At 55.2% G+C, this 18849-nt stretch carries 19 protein-coding genes; 9 read left to right on the top strand and 10 right to left on the bottom strand.

All coding sequences use genetic code 11. The annotated features are described in order from the left end of the window. Positions 1 to 92: 92 nt before the first annotated feature. The 3 genes from Q0796_RS04235 (at position 93) to Q0796_RS04225 (ending at position 3953) form a co-directional block, all read left to right on the top strand. The gene (locus Q0796_RS04235) at positions 93 to 1382 is read left to right on the top strand and encodes an NCS2 family permease (protein WP_298440544.1); all 1290 of its coding nucleotides are present in this window, start codon (positions 93 to 95) and stop codon (positions 1380 to 1382) included. 208 nt (positions 1383 to 1590) lie between these two features. Next, positions 1591 to 2703: a glutamate 5-kinase gene (gene proB / locus Q0796_RS04230; protein WP_298440542.1), complete on the top strand. Its 1113-nt coding sequence runs from the start codon at positions 1591 to 1593 to the stop codon at positions 2701 to 2703. Continuing rightward, complete coding sequence (locus tag Q0796_RS04225) at positions 2700 to 3953, top strand: glutamate-5-semialdehyde dehydrogenase (RefSeq protein WP_298440540.1); 1254 nt, start codon at positions 2700 to 2702, stop codon at positions 3951 to 3953. Before proB ends, Q0796_RS04225 begins: the two co-directional genes overlap by 4 nt. 107 nt (positions 3954 to 4060) lie before the next feature. Here the strand turns inward: Q0796_RS04225 and Q0796_RS04220 are convergent, their stop codons facing one another. After that, positions 4061 to 5599 (bottom strand): PAS domain-containing methyl-accepting chemotaxis protein, encoded by a 1539-nt coding sequence (locus Q0796_RS04220; protein WP_298440538.1) that lies wholly within the window; start codon positions 5597 to 5599, stop codon positions 4061 to 4063. Between the two features lie 283 nt (positions 5600 to 5882). Here Q0796_RS04220 and Q0796_RS04215 point away from each other — a divergent pair, with 283 nt between their 5' ends. Beyond that, positions 5883 to 6548 (top strand): hypothetical protein, encoded by a 666-nt coding sequence (locus Q0796_RS04215; protein WP_298440536.1) that lies wholly within the window; start codon positions 5883 to 5885, stop codon positions 6546 to 6548. A gap of 84 nt (positions 6549 to 6632) precedes the next feature. Here the strand turns inward: Q0796_RS04215 and Q0796_RS04210 are convergent, their stop codons facing one another. Both Q0796_RS04210 and Q0796_RS04205 read right to left on the bottom strand, forming a co-directional pair. Further along, positions 6633 to 7517 carry a U32 family peptidase gene (locus tag Q0796_RS04210; protein WP_298440534.1) on the bottom strand — a complete coding sequence of 295 codons (885 nt, stop codon included), beginning with the start codon at positions 7515 to 7517 and terminating at the stop codon, positions 6633 to 6635. Then, positions 7514 to 8518, bottom strand: a complete 1005-nt coding sequence (locus tag Q0796_RS04205; protein ID WP_298440532.1) for a peptidase U32 family protein — start codon at positions 8516 to 8518, stop codon at positions 7514 to 7516. The genes Q0796_RS04210 and Q0796_RS04205 overlap by 4 nt, the downstream gene beginning before the upstream one ends. A 132-nt stretch (positions 8519 to 8650) precedes the next feature. Here Q0796_RS04205 and Q0796_RS04200 point away from each other — a divergent pair, with 132 nt between their 5' ends. Continuing rightward, positions 8651 to 9082 (top strand): SCP2 sterol-binding domain-containing protein, encoded by a 432-nt coding sequence (locus Q0796_RS04200; protein WP_298440530.1) that lies wholly within the window; start codon positions 8651 to 8653, stop codon positions 9080 to 9082. An 80-nt stretch (positions 9083 to 9162) separates the two neighbouring features. On the opposite strand, the gene Q0796_RS04195 is transcribed toward Q0796_RS04200, so the two are convergent. Continuing rightward, positions 9163 to 9414 (bottom strand): YfhL family 4Fe-4S dicluster ferredoxin, encoded by a 252-nt coding sequence (locus Q0796_RS04195; protein WP_298440529.1) that lies wholly within the window; start codon positions 9412 to 9414, stop codon positions 9163 to 9165. Between the two features lie 175 nt (positions 9415 to 9589). Next, positions 9590 to 10942 (bottom strand): tRNA 5-hydroxyuridine modification protein YegQ, encoded by a 1353-nt coding sequence (gene yegQ, locus Q0796_RS04190; protein WP_298440527.1) that lies wholly within the window; start codon positions 10940 to 10942, stop codon positions 9590 to 9592. 139 nt (positions 10943 to 11081) lie between these two features. On the opposite strand from yegQ, the gene Q0796_RS04185 reads away from it, so the two are divergent. Continuing rightward, entirely contained in the window at positions 11082 to 11939 is an 858-nt protein-coding gene (locus Q0796_RS04185; RefSeq protein ID WP_298440526.1) for an HDOD domain-containing protein, read from the top strand. A 40-nt stretch (positions 11940 to 11979) separates the two neighbouring features. On the opposite strand, the gene queF is transcribed toward Q0796_RS04185, so the two are convergent. Further along, on the bottom strand, positions 11980 to 12831 hold the full coding sequence (gene queF / locus Q0796_RS04180; RefSeq protein WP_298440525.1) for an NADPH-dependent 7-cyano-7-deazaguanine reductase QueF: 852 nt from the start codon (positions 12829 to 12831) through the stop codon (positions 11980 to 11982). Positions 12832 to 12888: 57 nt separating this feature from the next. Between queF and syd the strand changes: the two genes are divergently transcribed. Further along, positions 12889 to 13530 (top strand): SecY-interacting protein, encoded by a 642-nt coding sequence (gene syd, locus Q0796_RS04175; protein ID WP_298440523.1) that lies wholly within the window; start codon positions 12889 to 12891, stop codon positions 13528 to 13530. A 24-nt stretch (positions 13531 to 13554) separates the two neighbouring features. Here the strand turns inward: syd and Q0796_RS04170 are convergent, their stop codons facing one another. Further along, a complete protein-coding gene (locus tag Q0796_RS04170) occupies positions 13555 to 14334 on the bottom strand; it encodes a Zn-ribbon-containing protein (RefSeq protein ID WP_298440521.1) in 780 nt (259 codons plus the stop codon). Between the two features lie 105 nt (positions 14335 to 14439). After that, positions 14440 to 14724, bottom strand: coding sequence for a hypothetical protein (locus Q0796_RS04165; protein ID WP_298440519.1), 285 nt, complete (start codon positions 14722 to 14724; stop codon positions 14440 to 14442). Positions 14725 to 14892: 168 nt separating this feature from the next. Between Q0796_RS04165 and Q0796_RS04160 the strand changes: the two genes are divergently transcribed. Then, positions 14893 to 15276, top strand: a complete 384-nt coding sequence (locus Q0796_RS04160) for a DUF3192 domain-containing protein (RefSeq protein WP_298440517.1) — start codon at positions 14893 to 14895, stop codon at positions 15274 to 15276. A 127-nt stretch (positions 15277 to 15403) separates the two neighbouring features. Next, on the top strand, positions 15404 to 16027 hold the full coding sequence (locus tag Q0796_RS04155; RefSeq protein WP_298440516.1) for a GNAT family N-acetyltransferase: 624 nt from the start codon (positions 15404 to 15406) through the stop codon (positions 16025 to 16027). Between the two features lie 1340 nt (positions 16028 to 17367). Here the strand turns inward: Q0796_RS04155 and Q0796_RS04150 are convergent. Together Q0796_RS04150 and Q0796_RS04145 are read right to left on the bottom strand one after the other, a co-directional pair. After that, a complete protein-coding gene (locus Q0796_RS04150) occupies positions 17368 to 17796 on the bottom strand; it encodes a DUF3301 domain-containing protein (protein WP_298440514.1) in 429 nt (142 codons plus the stop codon). A gap of 6 nt (positions 17797 to 17802) precedes the next feature. Beyond that, positions 17803 to 18819, bottom strand: coding sequence for a DUF3549 family protein (locus Q0796_RS04145; RefSeq protein WP_298440513.1), 1017 nt, complete (start codon positions 18817 to 18819; stop codon positions 17803 to 17805). Between the last annotated feature and the right edge of the window lie 30 nt (positions 18820 to 18849).

Here is an 18849-nt window from a genome sequence, read left to right as displayed (position 1 = left end):
ATAATCCCGCGCTTAATCCGGTCGGCATCTGCGTCGAACTGGAGAATAACTACAACGATTTTACCTCTATCCTGATTTAAATAGGTCTCAACATGCTAGAAAAGCTGTTCAAGCTCACCGAGAACCACAGCTCCGTTCGCCAAGAAGTGGTTGCCGGATTAACCACCTTTTTAACCATGGCGTACATCATCTTCGTCAACCCTGCGATGTTGGCTGACGCTGGCATGGATGCCGGTGCCGTGTTTGTTGCTACCTGTATTGCCGCGGCCATCGGTTGTTTGATCATGGGGTTTGTGGCCAACTACCCGATCGCACTGGCACCGGGCATGGGCTTAAACGCCTTCTTTACCTATTCGGTGGTGCTAGACATGGGCCACCAGTGGCAAACCGCCTTGGCGGCGGTGTTCTGCTCTGGGGTGCTGTTTATGATTTTGTCGCTGCTGAAGGTGCGCGAGTGGCTGATGAATGCCATCCCTGCCTCCATTCGCATCGGCATTGCTGCGGGCATCGGCCTGTTTTTGGCGCTGATTGGCCTCAAGAACGCTGGGGTGATTGTTGATAACCCCGCCACCTTAGTTGGCCTTGGTGATGTCACCAGCTTTCCGGTAGTAATGGCGGCGCTCAGTTTTGTGCTGGTGATTGCGCTGGTGAAGTTTGGTCATCGCTCGGCTGTGATGGTGTCGATTTTGGCGATCACTGCGCTGGCGCTGCTGTTTGGTGACGTGGAGTACGCGGGCTTGGTGTCGATGCCGCCGTCGGTTGCGCCGACGTTCTTGCAGCTGGATTTTGCTGGCGTGTTTGATGTGGCGATGCTGTCGGTGATCTTCGCCTTCCTGTTTGTTGATCTGTTTGATACTTCCGGCACCTTGGTGGCGGTGGCGCAGCGCGGCAACCTGCTGGACAAAGAGGGCAAGCTGCCTCGCAGTGATCGCGCCATGCTGGCGGATTCCACCGCCACCATTGCCGGTTCGATGCTGGGCACTTCCACCACCACCTCCTATGTGGAGTCCACCGCTGGGGTGGCCGCCGGTGGTCGTACTGGTTTGACTGCAGTCGTGGTTGGGCTGTTGTTCTTAGGCTGTCTGTTTATCTCGCCGATTGCGGGCATGGTGCCGGCCTATGCCACCACAGGGGCGCTGCTGTACGTGGCCATCTTGATGCTGTCTGGCCTGACCCAAGTGGATTGGGACGACATTACCGAAGCGGCGCCGGTGGTGGTCACCACCATTTTGATGCCGTTAACCTTCTCTATCGCCCACGGCATCGCCATCGGCTTTATTACCTACGCCGCCATCAAGTTGTTCAGCGGTAAGGTCAAAGAGATCAGCCCGGCAGTGGCGGTTTTGGCGCTGCTGTTTATGGCGAAGTTCGCCTTTAGCTAACCGCGGTTGTTATGCGGTTAAGCCGCCGCAGCAAGACAACGCCCCGACGAAGTTCGGGGCGTTGTGCTATTGGCCGCCCAAGAAATAATCAACGTTGATGATAACTGCCGCGAAAAGCGATCTAGGCAGTCATTTTTGCTGGCGTTGGGGTGAGCTTCGATAGCACATCGGGTATAACTGAAATATTGTCCAAAACCCGATAGAGCCTATGCAATCCTCTTCCAAAAAACGCGTGGTGGTGAAACTTGGCACCAGCGTACTTACCTCTGGCAGTCCGCGTTTAGACCGAGCCCATATGGTGGAGCTGGTGCGGCAGATGGCGCGGCTGCATCGTGCCGGACATGAAATTATCTTGGTAACCTCTGGCGCCATTGCCGCCGGACGAGAGCATTTAGGCTTTCCCGAGTTGTCCGATTCGGTGTCGACCAAACAGATGCTGGCCGCCGTAGGCCAAAGCCAGTTGATCCAAGTGTGGGAACAGCTGTTTAACCTGTACGGTTTGCACGTTGGCCAGATGTTGTTAACCCGCGCCGATCTTGACGACCGTGAACGCTACCTGAATGCCCGCGACACCATGGGGGCGCTGCTGGAGCACCGCATTATTCCGGTGATCAACGAAAACGACGCGGTCGCCACCAGCGAGATCAAGGTGGGCGACAACGATAACCTGTCGGCGCTGGCGGCGCTGCTGGCGCAAGCGGATCTGCTGTTGCTGCTGACCGATCAGCAGGGGCTGTTTGATGCCGATCCCCGCAGTAACCCCAACGCTCAGTTGATTGAAACGGTGGCGCTGATTGATGATCCGCTGCGGGCACTGGCCGGCGGCAGTGGCACCAACTTAGGCACCGGTGGCATGGCCACCAAGCTGCAAGCCGCCGATGTGGCGATGCGAGCAGGGGTTGAGGTGGTGATCGCCTCTGGCCACGCCGAAGCGGTGATTGAACGCAGCTGCAATGACCAAGCGATCGGCACCCGCTTTGTGTGCCAACACAGCAGCTTGGATGAGCGCAAACGCTGGATCTTAGCGGCGCCGCCGCCAAGCGGCCAATTGCGGTTAGACGATGGCGCGGTTAAGGCGCTGTGCCAGCAAGGGTCGAGTCTGCTGCCCAAAGGCATTACTGCCGTCAGCGGCCAGTTTAATCGAGGCGATACCTTGCTGCTGCAAGACGGCGACGGCCGCACTGTTGGCCGTGGTATCGCCCGCTATAACAGCAGCGACATGAGCGAACTGCAGGGGCAACATTCCCGCGATATTGAAACCATACTGGGCTTCAGTTACGGCCCAGTTGTGATCCACAGAAACGATTTGGTGGTGCTATGAGTGATAATCCATTAACGGCGATGGGCCAAGCGGCGCGTGACGCCAGCTTTGCCCTGCTAGAACAAGGCAGCGCCGATAAAAACGCGCTATTGCTGGCCATTCGCGAGCAGCTGCTGGCCAATCAAACCGAGATCTTAGCGGCCAACGCCGAAGATATGGCGGCGGCACAGGCCAGCGGCCTCGATGCCGCAATGCTGGATCGATTGCTGTTGAATGAACAGCGACTCGCGGCCATTTGCGCTGATATCGATACCGTCATCGCGCTGCCGGATCCGGTTGGGGAAGAGTTAGAAAGCCGTTTGCTGGATTCCGGCATGCGCTTGTCTCGCCGCCGCATTCCGCTGGGGGTGGTGGGGGTGATCTACGAAGCGCGCCCGAATGTGACCGTAGACATCGCGGTCTTGGCGTTGAAAACCGGCAACGCGGCGATTTTGCGTGGCGGCAAAGAGACCATCCATTCAAACCGCGCCTTGTTGGCGGCCATTCACAGCGCCTTGGCCAGCCAAGGATTGCCAACCAACGCGGTGCAGTTAATTGACTCGCCAGATCGCGCTTTGGTGAGTGCCTTGCTGCAGCTGGATCAATACGTGGATATGTTGATCCCCCGTGGTGGCTCGGGCTTGCACCAGCTGTGCAAGCAGCAGGCGCGGATGCCGGTGATCACCGGCGGCATTGGCATCTGCCACATGTTCGTTGATAAAGCCGCGCAGCTGGATAAAGTGACCGACTTGGTGATTAACGCCAAGGTGCAGCGGCCAACGGTGTGCAATGCGCTGGATACCTTGTTGGTGCACGCTGCGGTGGCCGAGCAAGTTTTGCCGCAACTGCACCGTGCAATGGCGGCCAATGGCGTTAGCCTAAAAGCCTGCCCACAGGCGCTGCCGCTGTTACCCAGTGCTACGGCCGCAGGGGCAGAGGACTTTGACCAAGAGTGGCTGGGGCTGACGCTTGGGGTGAAAGTGGTGGCCGATGTGAATGACGCCATTAACCACATTCGCGCCCACTCCAGTGAGCACAGCGAAAGCATTCTTACCGATGATCTTGGCACCGCCAACCGCTTTATCGCCGCCATCAATTCAGCGGCGGTGTACGTTAACGCCAGCACCCGTTTTACCGACGGCAGCGAGTTTGGCTTAGGCGCCGAAGTGGCGGTTTCCACCCAGAAACTGCACGCCCGTGGGCCGATGGGGTTAACCGCCTTAACCACCTACAAGTGGCTGGGGCAAGCGGATTACTTAGCGCGCAGCTAAGTTAAGAGCGCCGGTTCAAGGGCGTGCTTCTTCGCGCAGCTGAGTGCCGAAGAAACAACAACAAACGGCAGCCAGGTGGCTGCCGTTTTTGATCTGTACTGGAACGGTTAGGCCTGACGACTGAAGCTTAAATGCAGCCCCGAGAACTGCTCAACCTGCCGTTGCAGATCGATGGCGGTGGTTTCCACTTCGCTGGCTTGCTCCATCACCTCTTCGGTCAAACTGGTGATCTCATTTAAGCTGTTGGCGATGTTGGTGCTGGCTTGCTGTTGTTGCAGCGCGGCTTCGGCCGCGGCGCTGGCGTCGCCTTTTACCTGATCGATGGCGAGGTTGATCTGCGCGACTTGTTCGGCGCTTTGCTGCGCATGGCTGGCGCAATGATCCGCCAGTTCGCGGTTGGTCTGCATCTCGTCGACCCACTTCGATAGGGTGTCGTTCATCCCTTGAATGCTGCCCTGAATGGTTTGGGTGGCCAATTGGGTGCGGCTGGATAGCGCCCGCACTTCCGCGGCCACCACCGCAAAGCCGCGACCGTGTTCACCCGCGCGAGCGGCTTCAATGGCGGCGTTCAGCGCCAACAGGTTGGTTTGCTCGGCAATGCCGTCAATTTCGCGCATCGCGCCTTCCACTTGGTTGGCCTCTTGGTGCAGCTCGTCGGCGCGTTGCGCCGCTTGGGCAACGGAATCGGCCAAAGAGTGGATGCGGTTGGCGCTGTCGAGCATGGTGGCTTGCACGTTTACGCAGGTGTCGGAGGTAGCGGCGATATGACCGGCGTTGGCACTGGCGCTGTTGGCGATCTGGCTGCTGCTGGCATCCAGTTGCTCTACCGCCGCGGCGATCCCTTCAATCCGCTGATATTTGTCATTCAGCCCTTGCTTGGTGAGCTCGGCATTGCTGGCTAAGCGATCGGATGAGCCCTGCAGCACTGCGCTGGCGTCGTGTACCCGCCCCAATACGCCGGTGAGCCGAGCTTGAGAGAGCAGTTGTTGGAACAGCAACACATTGGCCAAACCTTTGCCGGCAAAGACGTAGCGGCTGATGCTGTCGTATTCCTGTTGCAGCTGGGTGGTGCGATTCGGCAGCGCCACAATCTCATCATAAAACAGCCACAGCAGGGCCAACGTCACCGCGGCCGCAGGCACCAAAACCAATGGCCCAAACCAGATCACGCTGGCGATTGCGGCAGTGGCGACAATGGCGCTGCCAAGCCAGCGCTTGTGCTGGATTGTCAGCTCTGTTCCCATCGACTTGCCTTGGCTTAGCGCCGGATACAACTGTTGTGCTCGCTGGATATAGGCCGGTTCAGCGCGGCGCCGTACCGACTGATAACCGATCATGGTTTTGCCTTCAAAAATCGGGGTGACAAAGGCGTCGACCCAGTAATAGCCGCGGTTATCGGCGGTGCGATTTTTTACAATGCCCCGCCACGGTTGCCCCTGCTTCAGGTGGCGCCACATATCGGCGAACGCCTGCTTGGGCATATCGCGGTGGCGCACCAGATTATGCGGTTGGCCCAGCAGTTGCTCTAAGCTAAAGCCGCTGATGCGGATAAAGTCTGGATTGGCGTAGGTTATGTTGCCGTGCAGATCGGTGGTCGAAACCAACTCGTCGTTACTTGTTAACACCACTTCCTGTTGTGCCGCCATCGCTGCTTCCTTAGCTTTGCTGTACCGCTTGAACTGGGCACCCTAGCAAAAGCGATTGGAAGAGATAACGGCCATTTGTAAACAAATGTTAATCGTAATCAGTGTCATTAAATTGGCACGAGCGGCTTCGGCGGTGGCGCTTAAGTTAATGCGTGAATTGTGCTGTGGTTCCCGCATCGTGTCGACAAATGTGGCTAAAATGCGCGGTTGCATGGTGAGGCTCGATCTGGGTCGAACAGCCACTTTTTTCTCGCTTATTTTCCCGGTTTGGGTAGGTGTTTCGATGAGTCACGATAACTCCGTTTTACTGCGCTTCTCCAACCGCACCGGGCTGTTTGGCTTGTTTTTACTGACGGTAACGCCGGTGTTGGCGGCTTTGATGTACTGCGGTGATGCCAACGAGCGCTTCAGCTTTTTGAACCACACGCTGTCGGAACTGGGGCGCTACGATGTGTCGCAATGGGCGCTGCTGGTGAATGGCGGTTTGTTCTTTGGTGGCCTGAGCTTGGTGGCGAGTTTTGCTACGCGGCTGTGGCTGGTGCGCGGGGTTGAGTTTCAGGCGGCGCTTTATTCCGCCGGCATTGTGCTGGCGCTGGCGATCACCGCGGTGGGGTTGTTTCCGGTGAACGTAGGATCGCTGCATCAGCATGCGATGACCACGTTTTATCTGATGACGCCGATATGCGCTTTACTGTATTGCGTGGCGCTGTGGCGGGATCGTTCCTCGCGGCTTGGGATCGCACCGGCAACGATGGCGGCGCTGTTGGCCATCAGTGCCTTTTTGGACGAGCACCGAGATCTCATGCTGATGGACCGCTACGGCTATGGCTTGTTTGGCGAGCAGCGACCCACGATTTGGTGGCCTGCGTTAGAGGGCTGGTTGCTGCTGGCCAGCGTTGGCTTGTGGTTGTTCTTCACCCTTGGGGTGATCCGCCGCCAACAACGTTAACCAACAGCGTTAACCAGCAGTGTTAATCAACAACGCCGCAGTGTTGCTGCGGCGTTGTTTTCGGTTTTCTTACCACTTTGCGGATTAATCGGCGCACAGATCGGCGCCAACATCGCTGCGTTGCCATAAGCGGGCGCTGCCCGTTATTGGCGCGCTAAATTGCGGCTGACCGCTTGCGATGGCCTCGGCCAATTGGTGCAGCCACTGGGCTTGTTGCAGATCCGGTAACGACACGCGCAGCCACTGCACGCCAATGCGCTGCAATTGATCCAGCTGACCGAGCAGATCCCACGGCTGGGCGGCGTGAATTTGGGTGCCGTTGATCTTCAACATAGGCTGCTGTGCCAGCGAGGACGCGACGGGGATCGGTTGCTGCTGACAGATTTTTAAACATTGCTGTCGGTTTCGCCCTGCCACCCGAGCGCTGCTGCAGCGCGCTGATACCGCCAGCAAGGGGTAACCCCAACCAAGCAGTTCCAGTTCAAACCCATCCCGCAGTCCGAGCGCCTGACACTGTTGCATCAGCTCGGTTACGGTGTGGGCGGGCATCTCCATGGGCGGTTGATACCCCACCATGCCCAGCCCTTGCAACCAGCTCAGGCTGGCGCCGTTGTAGATGTTAAGCCCGGCACCGGCAATAAACGGCAGGTTGTTGTCGTGGGCTAAAGCCACGGCGGCCATGTCGTTGGCTTCAATCACCACATTATCCAGCGCGGTCAGTTGCTGGGTGAGCTCCAGATCCCGTTTACTGGCGATCAAGTTCAAACTGGATAACACCACCTGCTGGCCGTGTTGGGCGAACTGCTCTGTTAACGCCAGTAACTCCCGTGGGCTAAATCGGTCGCGCTGCTGGCACACGGTTTCACCAAGATACACTCGCTCAACCGGCAGGGCACTGATCAAGTCGATCTGCGCTTTAAGCTGATGACGCTCAAGTGGCCAGCAATTGGCGGCAAGGGATAACTTCATTGCCAACCCTCCATGTAAGGGCCAGTGGTGAGGGTTTGCCCTTCGGCCAGTTGGCGCAGCTGTTGCTGCCAAGCCGGATCCATGCGGTAGCTGCTGCCCCGTTGTTGATGCTGATCGATGGCCTGACGCCACACCTTGGTGATGGCTTGGCTGTACGCGGGGCTGCGCTGTCGACCTTCCAGTTTCAGCGCACTGACGCCGGCTTTGGCCAGCTGCGGCAGCAATGGCAGGGTAGACAGGCCACAGGGGCTGCAGATGGCGTGCTGGCTGCCGTCGCCTTGGCTGTCGATGTGGTAGCGGCCTTTGCACACGGTGGGGTAGCCACCGGCTTCTCCTTGGGGGGTACGTTCGAGCAAGTAGTCCCCCAGCCATGCTTCTCGGCCGCTGTCGGCTTCAACCCAGCGGACGCGCTCTGCGGGTGAACAAGCGCCGCCGCTGTTTGGGCTTTGACCGCTAAACCACGTTGACAGCTGGCAGCGGCCTTCGGCCATCACGCACAGACTGCCGCTGGCAAACACTTCCAGCTCGACGGGGGAATCGGCGCTGATCCGAGTGATCTGCTGCACCGACATGACCCGCGGCAGTACCGCTCGGGTAATGCCAAAGTGCTGATGATACAACCGCAGGCTGGGCAGGTTGGCGGCGCTGGCTTGCACCGACAGGTGGCGCTCTAGCTGCGGGTGACGACGCTGGGCGTAATCCAGCAAACCGGGATCGGCCATGATCACCGCGCTGATCTGCGCTTCAGCGGCGGCATCAATGGCGCTGTGCCAGCGGGACTCTTGATTTGGCCCAGGGTAGGTATTGATGGCCACATACAGCTTCTTACTGCGCTGTTGGCAGAGCTCGGCGGCTTGCAATAATTCTGCGGGGCTGAAGTTAATGCCAGCAAAGCGGCGGGCGTTGGTGTCGTCTTTTAGGCCAACGTAAATGGCGTCGGCACCAGCGTCGAGGGTGGGGGCGACGCCAGCCAAATTGCCTACTGGGGCAAGCAGTTCCATAAGTGATTGTTTTGTAGCGAGCTTTGTTCAATAACGATAACAGTGAGGCGACATTGATTACTTTGAGGTAGCGCAGAACTTTGTGATCCTAGCCACGCTACAATGCGCTTTTTTGACCTTGGAAGCCTTCTTATGCTGCGCCCACCGCTGCTGCTGTTAACTCACACCCTGTTGCTGCCGTTGCAGCGTCATTTTGCGCCGATGATTGCCCGGGGCGAATTGGCGTTTTTACAAGATCGCAGTATTGAACTGAGCATGCGGGGCGTGCCGTGGTCGGTTGCATTGACGTTAGTGGGAGAGCAGCTGCAACTGCATTGGCCCGATGACCGTTGTCAGGCCAAATTTGGTGGCAGCGTTAAGGCGATCGCCTTGATGGCGTTTGGTCAGGCCGATGGCGATGCGCTGTTTTTTCAGCGCCAGCTGACGATGGAAGGCGATACTGCGCTGGCGCTTGAGGTTAAGGGGTTGCTGGGGCGCTATCCGCTGCCACTGAATCTGCTGCCCTTACTGTTACCGAAGGGGCTGCCGCCCTTGCCGACGCTGGCGAAATCGTTTCCAGGGTAAAAAATTAAAGGGGCAAGCGCGGTGACGCTTGCCCCTTTAATTTGGACGCCAAGAAAGGCGCGGCTTTGTGCCACCGGGCTTCAGGCTTTGCCGGTTAAAATCATAAATTTGGCCAGCAAGGTATCTTGGTCTTCCGCGTGTTCTGGATCCGGATCGATGCAATCGATAGGACAAACGCTAACGCAGGTTGGTTTGTCGTAATGGCCCACGCATTCGGTGCACAGGTTGGGATCGATCTGGTAGATCTCCTCGCCCATGGCGATCGCTTGGTTGGGGCATTCGGGTTCGCACATGTCGCAGTTAATGCAACTGTCTAAAATATAAAGTGCCATATCAGTGTGTTACTAAACTCTTTCGGCCAATGGCGCGGAACAATGGGCTATTGTCGCAAATATGGGGCAGCGCTTGCCAGTATTAGTGGTCGCCAAGCCATTTTAGTCGCCCGATAAAAACAACAACGCCAGCGACAAGCGCTGGCGTTGTTCGTTTGCGCTAAGCGGTTATGGCTTAGGCTTTCACCTGCGGATTGCGGGTGGTTTGGCCTTCATCTAAGTTACGCATCAGCAGCGCTTTGCTCAGATCCAGCTCTTCCGGCAGCGGCAGGTACATGGTGTGACCATTGCCCGGTGCGGCATCAACGCTTTCGCCTTTGCGGTTTTCGATGTGGCCTAAGTTCAGGTTCAGGTTGCCCTGTGGGGTCATCAACTCAACGTGATTGCCCACTTCAAAGCGGTTCTTCACCAATACTTCAGCCAAGCCTTGGGCGTTACGTTCACCGGTAAACTCACCCACAAACTGCTGCTTCTCGCTGATGGAGTAGCCGTAGTCGTAGTTTTGGTAAGCGTCGTGGGTGTGACGGCGCAAAAAGCCTTCGGTGTAACCACGGTGCGCCAGTGATTCCAAGCCATTCATCAGGCTTGGATCAAACGGGCGGCCAGCGGCGGCGTCGTCAATCGCTTTGCGGTACAACTGAGCAGTACGCGCCACGTAGTAGAAGCTCTTAGTCCGGCCTTCAATTTTCAGCGAGTGCACGCCCATTTTGCTCAAACGCTCAACGTGCTGAATGGCACGCAGATCCTTTGAGTTCATGATGTAGGTGCCGTGCTCGTCTTCAAACGCTGGCATGTACTCGCCAGGGCGATTGGCTTCTTGCAGCAACACCACGTCGTCAATGGGCTTACCAGCGCCCAAGGTTGGCTCTGGTGGCTGTACCGCAACGATGTCGCCGGTTTCGTTCTCTTTGGCGTCATGCACATCGTACTTCCAACGGCAGGCGTTGGTGCAGGTGCCTTGGTTTGGATCGCGCTTGTTGATGTAACCAGACAGCAGGCAACGGCCAGAGTAGGCCATGCACAGCGCGCCGTGCACAAACACTTCCAGTTCCATTGATGGGCATTCTTGGCGGATCTGCTCAATTTCATCCAGCGACAATTCGCGAGATAAAATGGTACGCTCGATGCCTTGGCGTTTCCAAAACTCAACGCTGGCCCAGTTAACGGCGTTGGCTTGCACTGATAAGTGCAGAGCCTGATCCGGCCATCTATCTTTAACCATCATAATCAGTCCGGGATCGGACATGATCAGCGCATCTGGCCCCATCTCAATTACTGGTTCAAGATCGCGAATGAAGGTTTTTAGCTTGGCGTTATGGGGCGAGATGTTGGAAACCACGTACAACTTTTTATTCTGGGCGTGGGCTTCTTCGATGCCGGTGGCCAGATTATCAAGGTTGAAGTCGTTGTTTCTCACTCGTAAGCTATAACGAGGTTGACCTGCATACACTGCGTCGGCGCCGTAAGCAAAGGCGTAACGCATATTCTTGAGTGTCCCAGCAGGGGAGAGGAGTTCGGGTTTAAACATGGATGTCCTCGGGGGCTTTCAGTGCGGCGGGCATTCTAGCCGCCGCTAGACCTTGATGCAAATGTAGTCAATGGTGTAATCAAGTACAGTGGTCTCGAATTACCGCGATTTCACTCAAGGAATGAGGATATAGCTGACGATGGCAGCTGAACGCGCCTTACTGGTGCAACTGGTTAATAAGATCAACAGTGGGCGGATTGTGTTACCCACTTTGCCTGAAGTGGCGATGGCGGTGCGGGATCTGTCGCAACGGGACGATTGTTCGCTGGCGGATCTGGCCAGCGAGATAAGCAAGGATCCCGGCTTGGCAACCACCTTGGTCAGTTTGGCCAACTCGGCCGCTTTTGGTGGCTTAGTTAAAGCCAATAGCGTGATGTTTGCAGTAACGCGCTTGGGGTTAGAGAAAACCCGTGATCTGGCGTCGGCATCGGCCATGCATCAGCTGTTTTATTCTGATCAAACCATGACTTGGAATAAGCTGGATCAGCTGCGGCAAACCAACATTGATGTGGCCAGTTGTGCGCTGGCGGTGCTGGCGTGTGAACACAGCCAAGGGCGCTTGATCAATATCTCGGCCGACACCCTGTTGCTGGCCTGCCAAATCCATAACATCGGCGCCTTACCCTTGGTTGACCAAGCGGAAAAACACCCCCATCTGTTTCGTGATAAAGACCAGCTGGATCGAATGATCAATGTCTTGCGGGCGCCGCTGGGCAAAGCGGTATTGCAGCAGTGGCATTTTCCGCAAGAATTGGTTGAAGTGGCGCGCCGTTGGAGTGACTTTAGCTACCAAACCGAAAAACCAAGCTATCTGGATTTAGTGCGTTTGGGGGCGCTGTATACCCGCCAAGTGCAGCTGCAAGATCCATTGCCGTCGACGCTAGAGATGTTTGTGCGAAAAGGGGTGTTGTCGAGCTTAGAAGTGTTCGGCATGGAAACCTACTTCCTAACCTACAACGAGGTGCACGCCAGTTTGTCGCGCACCCAATTGACGTAACCCCGCAGGTTATCGCTGCGGGGACGGTGGTGGAAAGGCGCTACTGGCGTGCGAGGCGATCGTTGGCAGGCAGTGGCTCAAAGTTACTGCGGTATGGGTTGATGTCGAGCCCGCCACGGCGGGTATAACGGGCGTAAACCGTTAACTGCTGACAACCACAATATTGCTGCAGATCCATAAAGATCCGCTCAACGCACTGTTCGTGAAATTCATTGTGCTGGCGGAAGCTGATTAAGTAACGCAGCAGGGCTTCCCGATCAATCTTGGCGCCGTGGTAGCGGATCTGCACGCTGCCCCAATCCGGTTGCGAGGTGATCAGGCAGTTTGATTTCAGCAGATCCGAGCGCAAGGTTTCGGTAACCATCTCACCGCTGGCCGCGTCGGCTAAATATTCCGGTTTGAAGTTGTAGTCCGATACCTCAATGTCGAGCTCATCAATCAGCTCACCGTCCAATTCCACCAACGGCTGCTGAGCAAAGTCGGCAGGCAGCACAATCTCAACGGTTACGGTGCCATCGGCACAGGCGCTGAGATCGCGTTCCAGCATCCGCTTCAGGGAATCGGCAGAGGCCACCTTGGTTTGGTTAAAGCTGTTGAGGTACAACTTAAAGGATTTGGACTCAACCAAGTTGGCACTGCGGGCATCTAAGCTGAAGTGAGCAATCGCCACCATCGGTTTGCCTTTGCCGTTCAGCCACGACAATTCAAAGCCGGTCCACATATCGGCACCGTGGAATGGCAGCTCGGTGGTTAGCCCCAAGGCATCGCGATTTAGGGCGCGGGGGACGCCTTGCAATAAGCTGGGATCGTATTGATCTTGGTACTTGGTTTGGTGGCCTAGGGTTAGGCCCTGTAGCGCCTCGGCGCCGTGATAAGGATCGTGATGTGACATCTAAACTGCATTTTTGTGGCAAACTAATGGCCTAAGTTTATCAAACTCTTCTCATTCATGTCTGAAACTCCCTTAGCGCAATTTATCCAGCTGACTGAAACGGCGTGGCTGCAACAGCATCAGCACCTGCCGGTAACGGATCGAGACGAGCCCAGCCCCGCGCTGCGGCAGCCGCACCAAACCGACGGGTTATGTTATTGGCAGGCCAGCCCAATGGCGCCAAACGCTGATCTGTTCGAGAACGTCGCCACTGCTTTAGAGCTGCCGTTGCATTCGGATCTAACCCGTTTCTACGGCCAATTTTACGCCGGCAGTTTGTTGTTTGATGCGGAATTTGGCCGCGGTGAATTGCTGCAGGTGTGGAACGATGAGGATCTACAGCGGTTGCAGGAAAACCTGATTGGCCATCTGCTGATGAAGCGCAAGCTGAAGCAAGCGCCAACGCTGTTTATCGGCTTACTGGGGCAGGGTGAGCAAATGATCGTATTAGATAATGACGATGGCAGTGTGTGGCTGGAGATCCCTGGGCAAAGCCCAGATCAGCAACTGGCCCCTACGCTGCATCAATTTTTGGCGTTATTGACCCCACGGCTGCAAACCCCAGAGCCGCAACCGGAAGAACCTGCGATGGCCGCAATGAGCCTCAGCGCCCGCCTTGGGGCGATGTGGCAGCATTTAATGTCGTGGCGAAAGCGCTAGGCCAGCACTGCAGCGAAAACCCGCTTAGTTAAGCAGATCCCAAGAGATGTTCGACAGCAATCGGCAGGGCTCGCAGCGGAAATGAAACATGTCGTGTAACGGTTCATCCAGCAGCCAATCAGGGTTGCCACAACGAGGGCAAGGGCGGCTGCGTTCTTGGGTTAGGTTGTCGCCACCCACGCGGTACAGGTAGTAATAGGTGGGCACCTTCGTGAGGTACTCAATCCGGCCGCGCAGATCCCAGCCGCGACGAAAGAGGGTGGCGTTGACGTCGGTTATCTCATTTAAGGCAGCAAACTCGACCGCGCCACTGCCCGCCATTTGCAGTTCATCACAGGCTTGCCATTCGGTTTGCCATTTTACCACCGACTTATGATCGCCATTGAAAGTGGCTGGTAAGCGGTACAGTGGCACCGGCATCATGTTGTCGCCATCACGCAATGGCGAGCAAGAATGCACATAGGTGGTGTAGAGCACCTGCCATTGCTGTGGCAACTGTTCGGCGCTGGCTTCCGAATTGATGTCGCGGCCAAGCAACTTCATCCGAGGTTGCAGCAGTTTGGCGTCGGCCAGCTCGGTCAGTTTGCGTTTTACCCAAGCAGAGCCGAACTGCGGCTGCAAGCTCTCCTCTTCTGGGCACATGGCCCGCAGGTTAAATTCTGCCCCGTTTTGCACTAATGGAAACTCGCGGCCAAGCAACTGCCCGTTGTGGCGCCACGCTTCCATCAGGCCATTGATCGCCCGCTCTACCGCACTGATGGTGGTGTTGTCATAACATTCAAAGCGGATCTCGAACAGGTACATGGTGGGGCTCCAGCGGGGCGAAATTTACCGGCGCCGTTGTGTCAGCGCCATTTGGGGGGCGCTAGTATAGCGGCGGTACTGGTGACCGCCAAGCTTGATCCGGGATCAGCTTGGCTGAGATTGCATCGATGCGATCTGAGCCGTTAAGGCATCGATCTGTTGCTGCATTGCATCAATGCGGCCGAGCAGTTGCGTTAGGGTGGGTTCGGCTGTCGAGGCCGAAGGGCCACCACTGCAGCTGATATTCGGGTTGGCTTTATAGCGCTTAATGGCATCAATAAGCTGCGGCAACGGATAACCACTGCCAACCCGATTTTTGAGCAAGGCCAGCGTCGGTTGTTTGCCTTCGCCACTGAGTTGTTGCAGCGCGTGCAGTAAGGTCGAATCCATGTGGTTATTCCGTATTGATGAAATCCGCTAACAGTTTGCCTTATTCGCCATCTCAATTCATCAGTTTGGCGACCGTGCCGATATTAAATGTTAAAAAACAACAGTTTATTAACTTGGCACAAAATTGGCTAAGTCGTGGTTACGCAATAACTTACAAGGAATAGCAAAATGCGCGTAAAACAAAAATTGGGATTGGTCTTGGCGGCAACTTCCGTGTTGTGGCTGAGCGGCTGTGTGGTGTCGGTAAACGACGGTGATTGGGACAGCGATAGCAGCCCTCATTGGAGCAAAGTTGAGAAAGAGAATCGCCAGCAGTTAGAGAAAATTAACGTTGGCATGAGTTTAGAAACGGTTTTTGCGCTTATGGGTACCGCCGATTTTAACGAATTGCATCAGCAAGATGATCGCATCGTTCAGGTGTTGTTTTTCCGTACTCAGCACCGTGAAAGCGATGGTGAAACCAGCAAGGATGAATGCACTCCAGTGGTGCTAGTGGATGGCCAAGTTGCAGGTTGGGGCCAAACCGCTCTGGGCAAAGCGATCCAATTATAATTTCGCTTATGTAATGGTTGTTCCCGATTGCGAGCCTTAGGGCTCGCTTTTTTGTGAGTAAACAAAACTTGCAACTGGGTTGTTTTTTGAACGATGTTTACAGAGTCCCCCAATAAGGAGCTCTGCCATGGATGCGGCCACCACTGCTACCGCTCAAGCACGACAACTGCGCGCTGATGAACTGCGCCTTGCCAATTCAGTATTGCTGAACGCTTATCTGGATGATCCTTTCTTTCGGGCTGTCTTGCCCAGTGATGATTACGAGCAAAAACTGCGTGCGGCACTGCGCGAAGAGCTCCAAGAGCTGTGGCAACGGCAGCAGCCGCTGATCGGCATCTTTGTTGGCGAGGCCATGGTCGCGGTTGCCTGTTTGTTGAATGAACATTATCCCTTAGGGCAAACCCGATTTTGGAACTGGCGCCTGAAGATGGCGCTGGGCAGTGGCTGGAAACCGGCGCGGCAATGGATGGCCCGAGAGGATGCCTTTTTAGATCGGTTCAATTTACGCCATAACTGGTTGTTGCAGTTTATTGCGGTGGCACCGGCTTACCAGCGCAGCGGGTTTGGTGATCTGCTGTTGCAGGTGCTGGTGCAGCACAGTGTCGAACAAAATATCAGCGGGATCGCCACGTTGGTGTATCGCCCTGAACTGATCGATTGGTTTTGTCGACATCAATTTTCACCTGTTTTTGAAGTAAATGAAGCCGAAGTGGTCGGCAGTGTTTGCGTATACAGTGGATCTGCTGTGTGACATGCGCCTTTGATTGCGTAAGACATTGCCCCCCATTGGTGTGGGACTTTTGATTGTTATGCGGATGTTTCTGGCCTAGGTTTAAATGTTAAATGTGACACTAATCATTGATTTAGGGTGTTCTGTTAACAATGTCCAGCCGTCGGCGGTTAGGTTTTATGCTCTAAAGCGGTTGTGTCAGCGCTGTAACTGCATACAATTGCTTCGTGTTCGAGGGATATCGTGTTTGATAAGTGTTCGACAGGGAGTTGGCACAAGATCAACGCAATACTGAACAGAGGGTTTCCACAGGGAGTGGGACTTAGCTGCGGTTATCTACTTGAATCGTTGGACCCCTTTACAGGGCTGAGTGAGCGGAACTTCACTCTACCAGGATGGTAAGCAGTACCAATGGTACAAGGAAGCTGCAGGACGCAGCCATGGACGAAGCACGGATTACGCATACAAGACGCATGGATGGGCTAGGGATAGGCATCAATTTAAGCCGGATAGCTTAACAAGCGCTACAGGGCCGCAACGAAAGTTGCGGCCCGTTTTTTTGTCTAAAAAAGCGAAATTTATGCTGTGAGTTGGCTGTAAGGATGCGGATATGAGATTAACTTAACCTGTATCAAATCTTTACCTTGTGTAAGAGATCAGCCTTAATCAGAGTTAACATTTTTTATAATATTTTTTTATTTGTTGTTTTTTATAAACTTTTTTATGTTTGATGCAGTTGCCTTTGATTTTGATAACCTTTAGATAACATCGGTTGGCTTGATGCCAGCGATAGGTTGGCTACACTTATCAGCGTCGAAAGGAACACGGATTGAAGGTTTTGATTTTCGAATGGATTTCGAAATTGAAACCAAGAGTTTCATGGACGACCTAAGGACATCTTCAGGAACGAAGAGTGATCGGTTACAGGATGTAATCGTGGTATGGATACCAGTACGTTGAAAGTGTCAGTCATCAAGGAATGAGATGGAATTTGCGATGACATTCATCAAGGAATGGTGAAGCAGGAAGCAGGGCGCTGGAGTACAAGGAAGCCGATGGATAGGCTAAAGGAATATGCAGGAGCATAAGTACGCAAGGATGATGCAGGGAGCACAATCCGACATTGGAATGTTGGCGTAAGAGTACTACCCCGAACCGCAACGGTCTGACTGTTGCGGTTCTTTTTTGCCTGCGAAAAAGTTGGCTGCTCTTTATCGCTGCGTTTGCCGCGAACCGCTTAGGTGGAAAGCAATGGCCTAATGCAACCAAGCAAAGGCGTTCCGTGGACGAGCGAGTCCCATTAAAAAAGCAGCGCCTAGCGCTGCTTTTTTAATGGGACTCGTTAGGGCTTTGTAAGGAGCTTAACGGCAGCTGCCGCTGCCGCAGCTGGATTTATTGGTACTGCAACTGCTGACGGGGCTGCCGCCTCCGCAACCGCCCATGCCGATCCGCCCCTGACTGTCAGGAGCCTGTTGCCATTCGGGCTCTGGGTAGAGTGGCATCTTAATGTCTTTGAGCTTATTGCCAGTAAACAACATGGTGGCCGTTAAGGTGTTTAAGCCATCGGTTGAGAACTCAAACTGATACTCGCTGTTCCAGCCAAGGCCACTGCCGGGCACTTTTCCGATCCGCGCTTTGATCCGAGCCACAGTTAAAAACTGCAAACGTCGCTGGCGGCACAGCCGATGGGCGTGCAAGGTGGCGCCTTCGGAGATCTGGCGCAGCTGCCAAAACAGCATGCCAACCACGGCACAGCTCATTAACAGCATCAGATCGAATAAATTAAACATGGGTTATTAGCCTCTAAGAGCGGTCATCAGTTGCCCAATCGCCTGACCAAGTTGAGCCGAGCGATTGGGATCGCGCATGGCGGTCAATAGCATGGGGCGCAGCTGTGGCAGTGCCACTAGATCCATATACAACTGATTAAATAGGTTTCCAGGGTAGCGGGCAAGCTGTTCTAGCCAAGCCTGTAAGTTGTCTTGGTCTAACCCATGCCATAAGCGAGCAGCGATGGTGATCAGCGCGTCAGCAGAAAGCGACGAGTGGCGTAATACGGTTGCGAGCGCGGCGGTCAGTTGCTCTGGTGCACCGGCCAGGCCACGCAGTGCCGTGAGCTGTTCAAGCTCGGTGGTGGCGGCTTCAAATCGCGCCAGCCAAGCTTGATTGATCGATTCACTGAAATGGTAGTGCTCGGCCACATTGACGAATGCGGTCAGTGGCTCGGCAGGCAGTGCTGCAATGGCTGTGGCCAACTGCGGCTGCTGCGTATTGCTTAAACGGCTGCAGTAGTCGGCGATCCCTTGCAGTCCCAATTGCTGCCAATTGTCCCAACCTTGTGCGCCACTCAGGTACTGCTGCACTGGGGCTAAGAAACTGCTGGCTGGTTGCGCTAAAGCCAAGCGTACTCGGGCGTTGAATACCGCCATTTTTTCTTGGCTTGGGGTAAACACAAAGGGGTTGCTGGCCATTCGCTGTTGCTGTTGCTCAGAGATTTCAGCGGTGGGATCTTGCCCCAGTGCTTCCATCACCAGCTGCAAAAATTGGTTGCGAGCCGCGGGGTTAATTTTGCCCTGTTCATCCAAAGGCAGTTTTAAAAACCACACGTAGTGTTGCATCGCGACTTTGGGATCCCAAAACAGCAAGCCGATCCAAGCGTGGCCTGCACGAGGCGTAGGGTAGGGAATGTGGCCACTTTCAAATTGATGAAATTGGTCGTTTGCGACTGGCACCACGCGGCGGCCAAGGTCAAAGACCCGAAATTGAGTGCCAGCTAAAGTTAAAAACTGTTCAAGGGTAGTGATGGTTGCCATGTTCCGAGGCTCATAATGTTTTTGCAGCAT

The sequence above is a fragment of the uncultured Ferrimonas sp. genome (assembly GCF_947489035.1).
Lineage (GTDB): Bacteria > Pseudomonadota > Gammaproteobacteria > Enterobacterales > Shewanellaceae > Ferrimonas.
The sequence above is the reverse complement of the archived record's forward strand: the minus strand, read 5'-3'. Positions and strand labels throughout refer to the sequence as shown.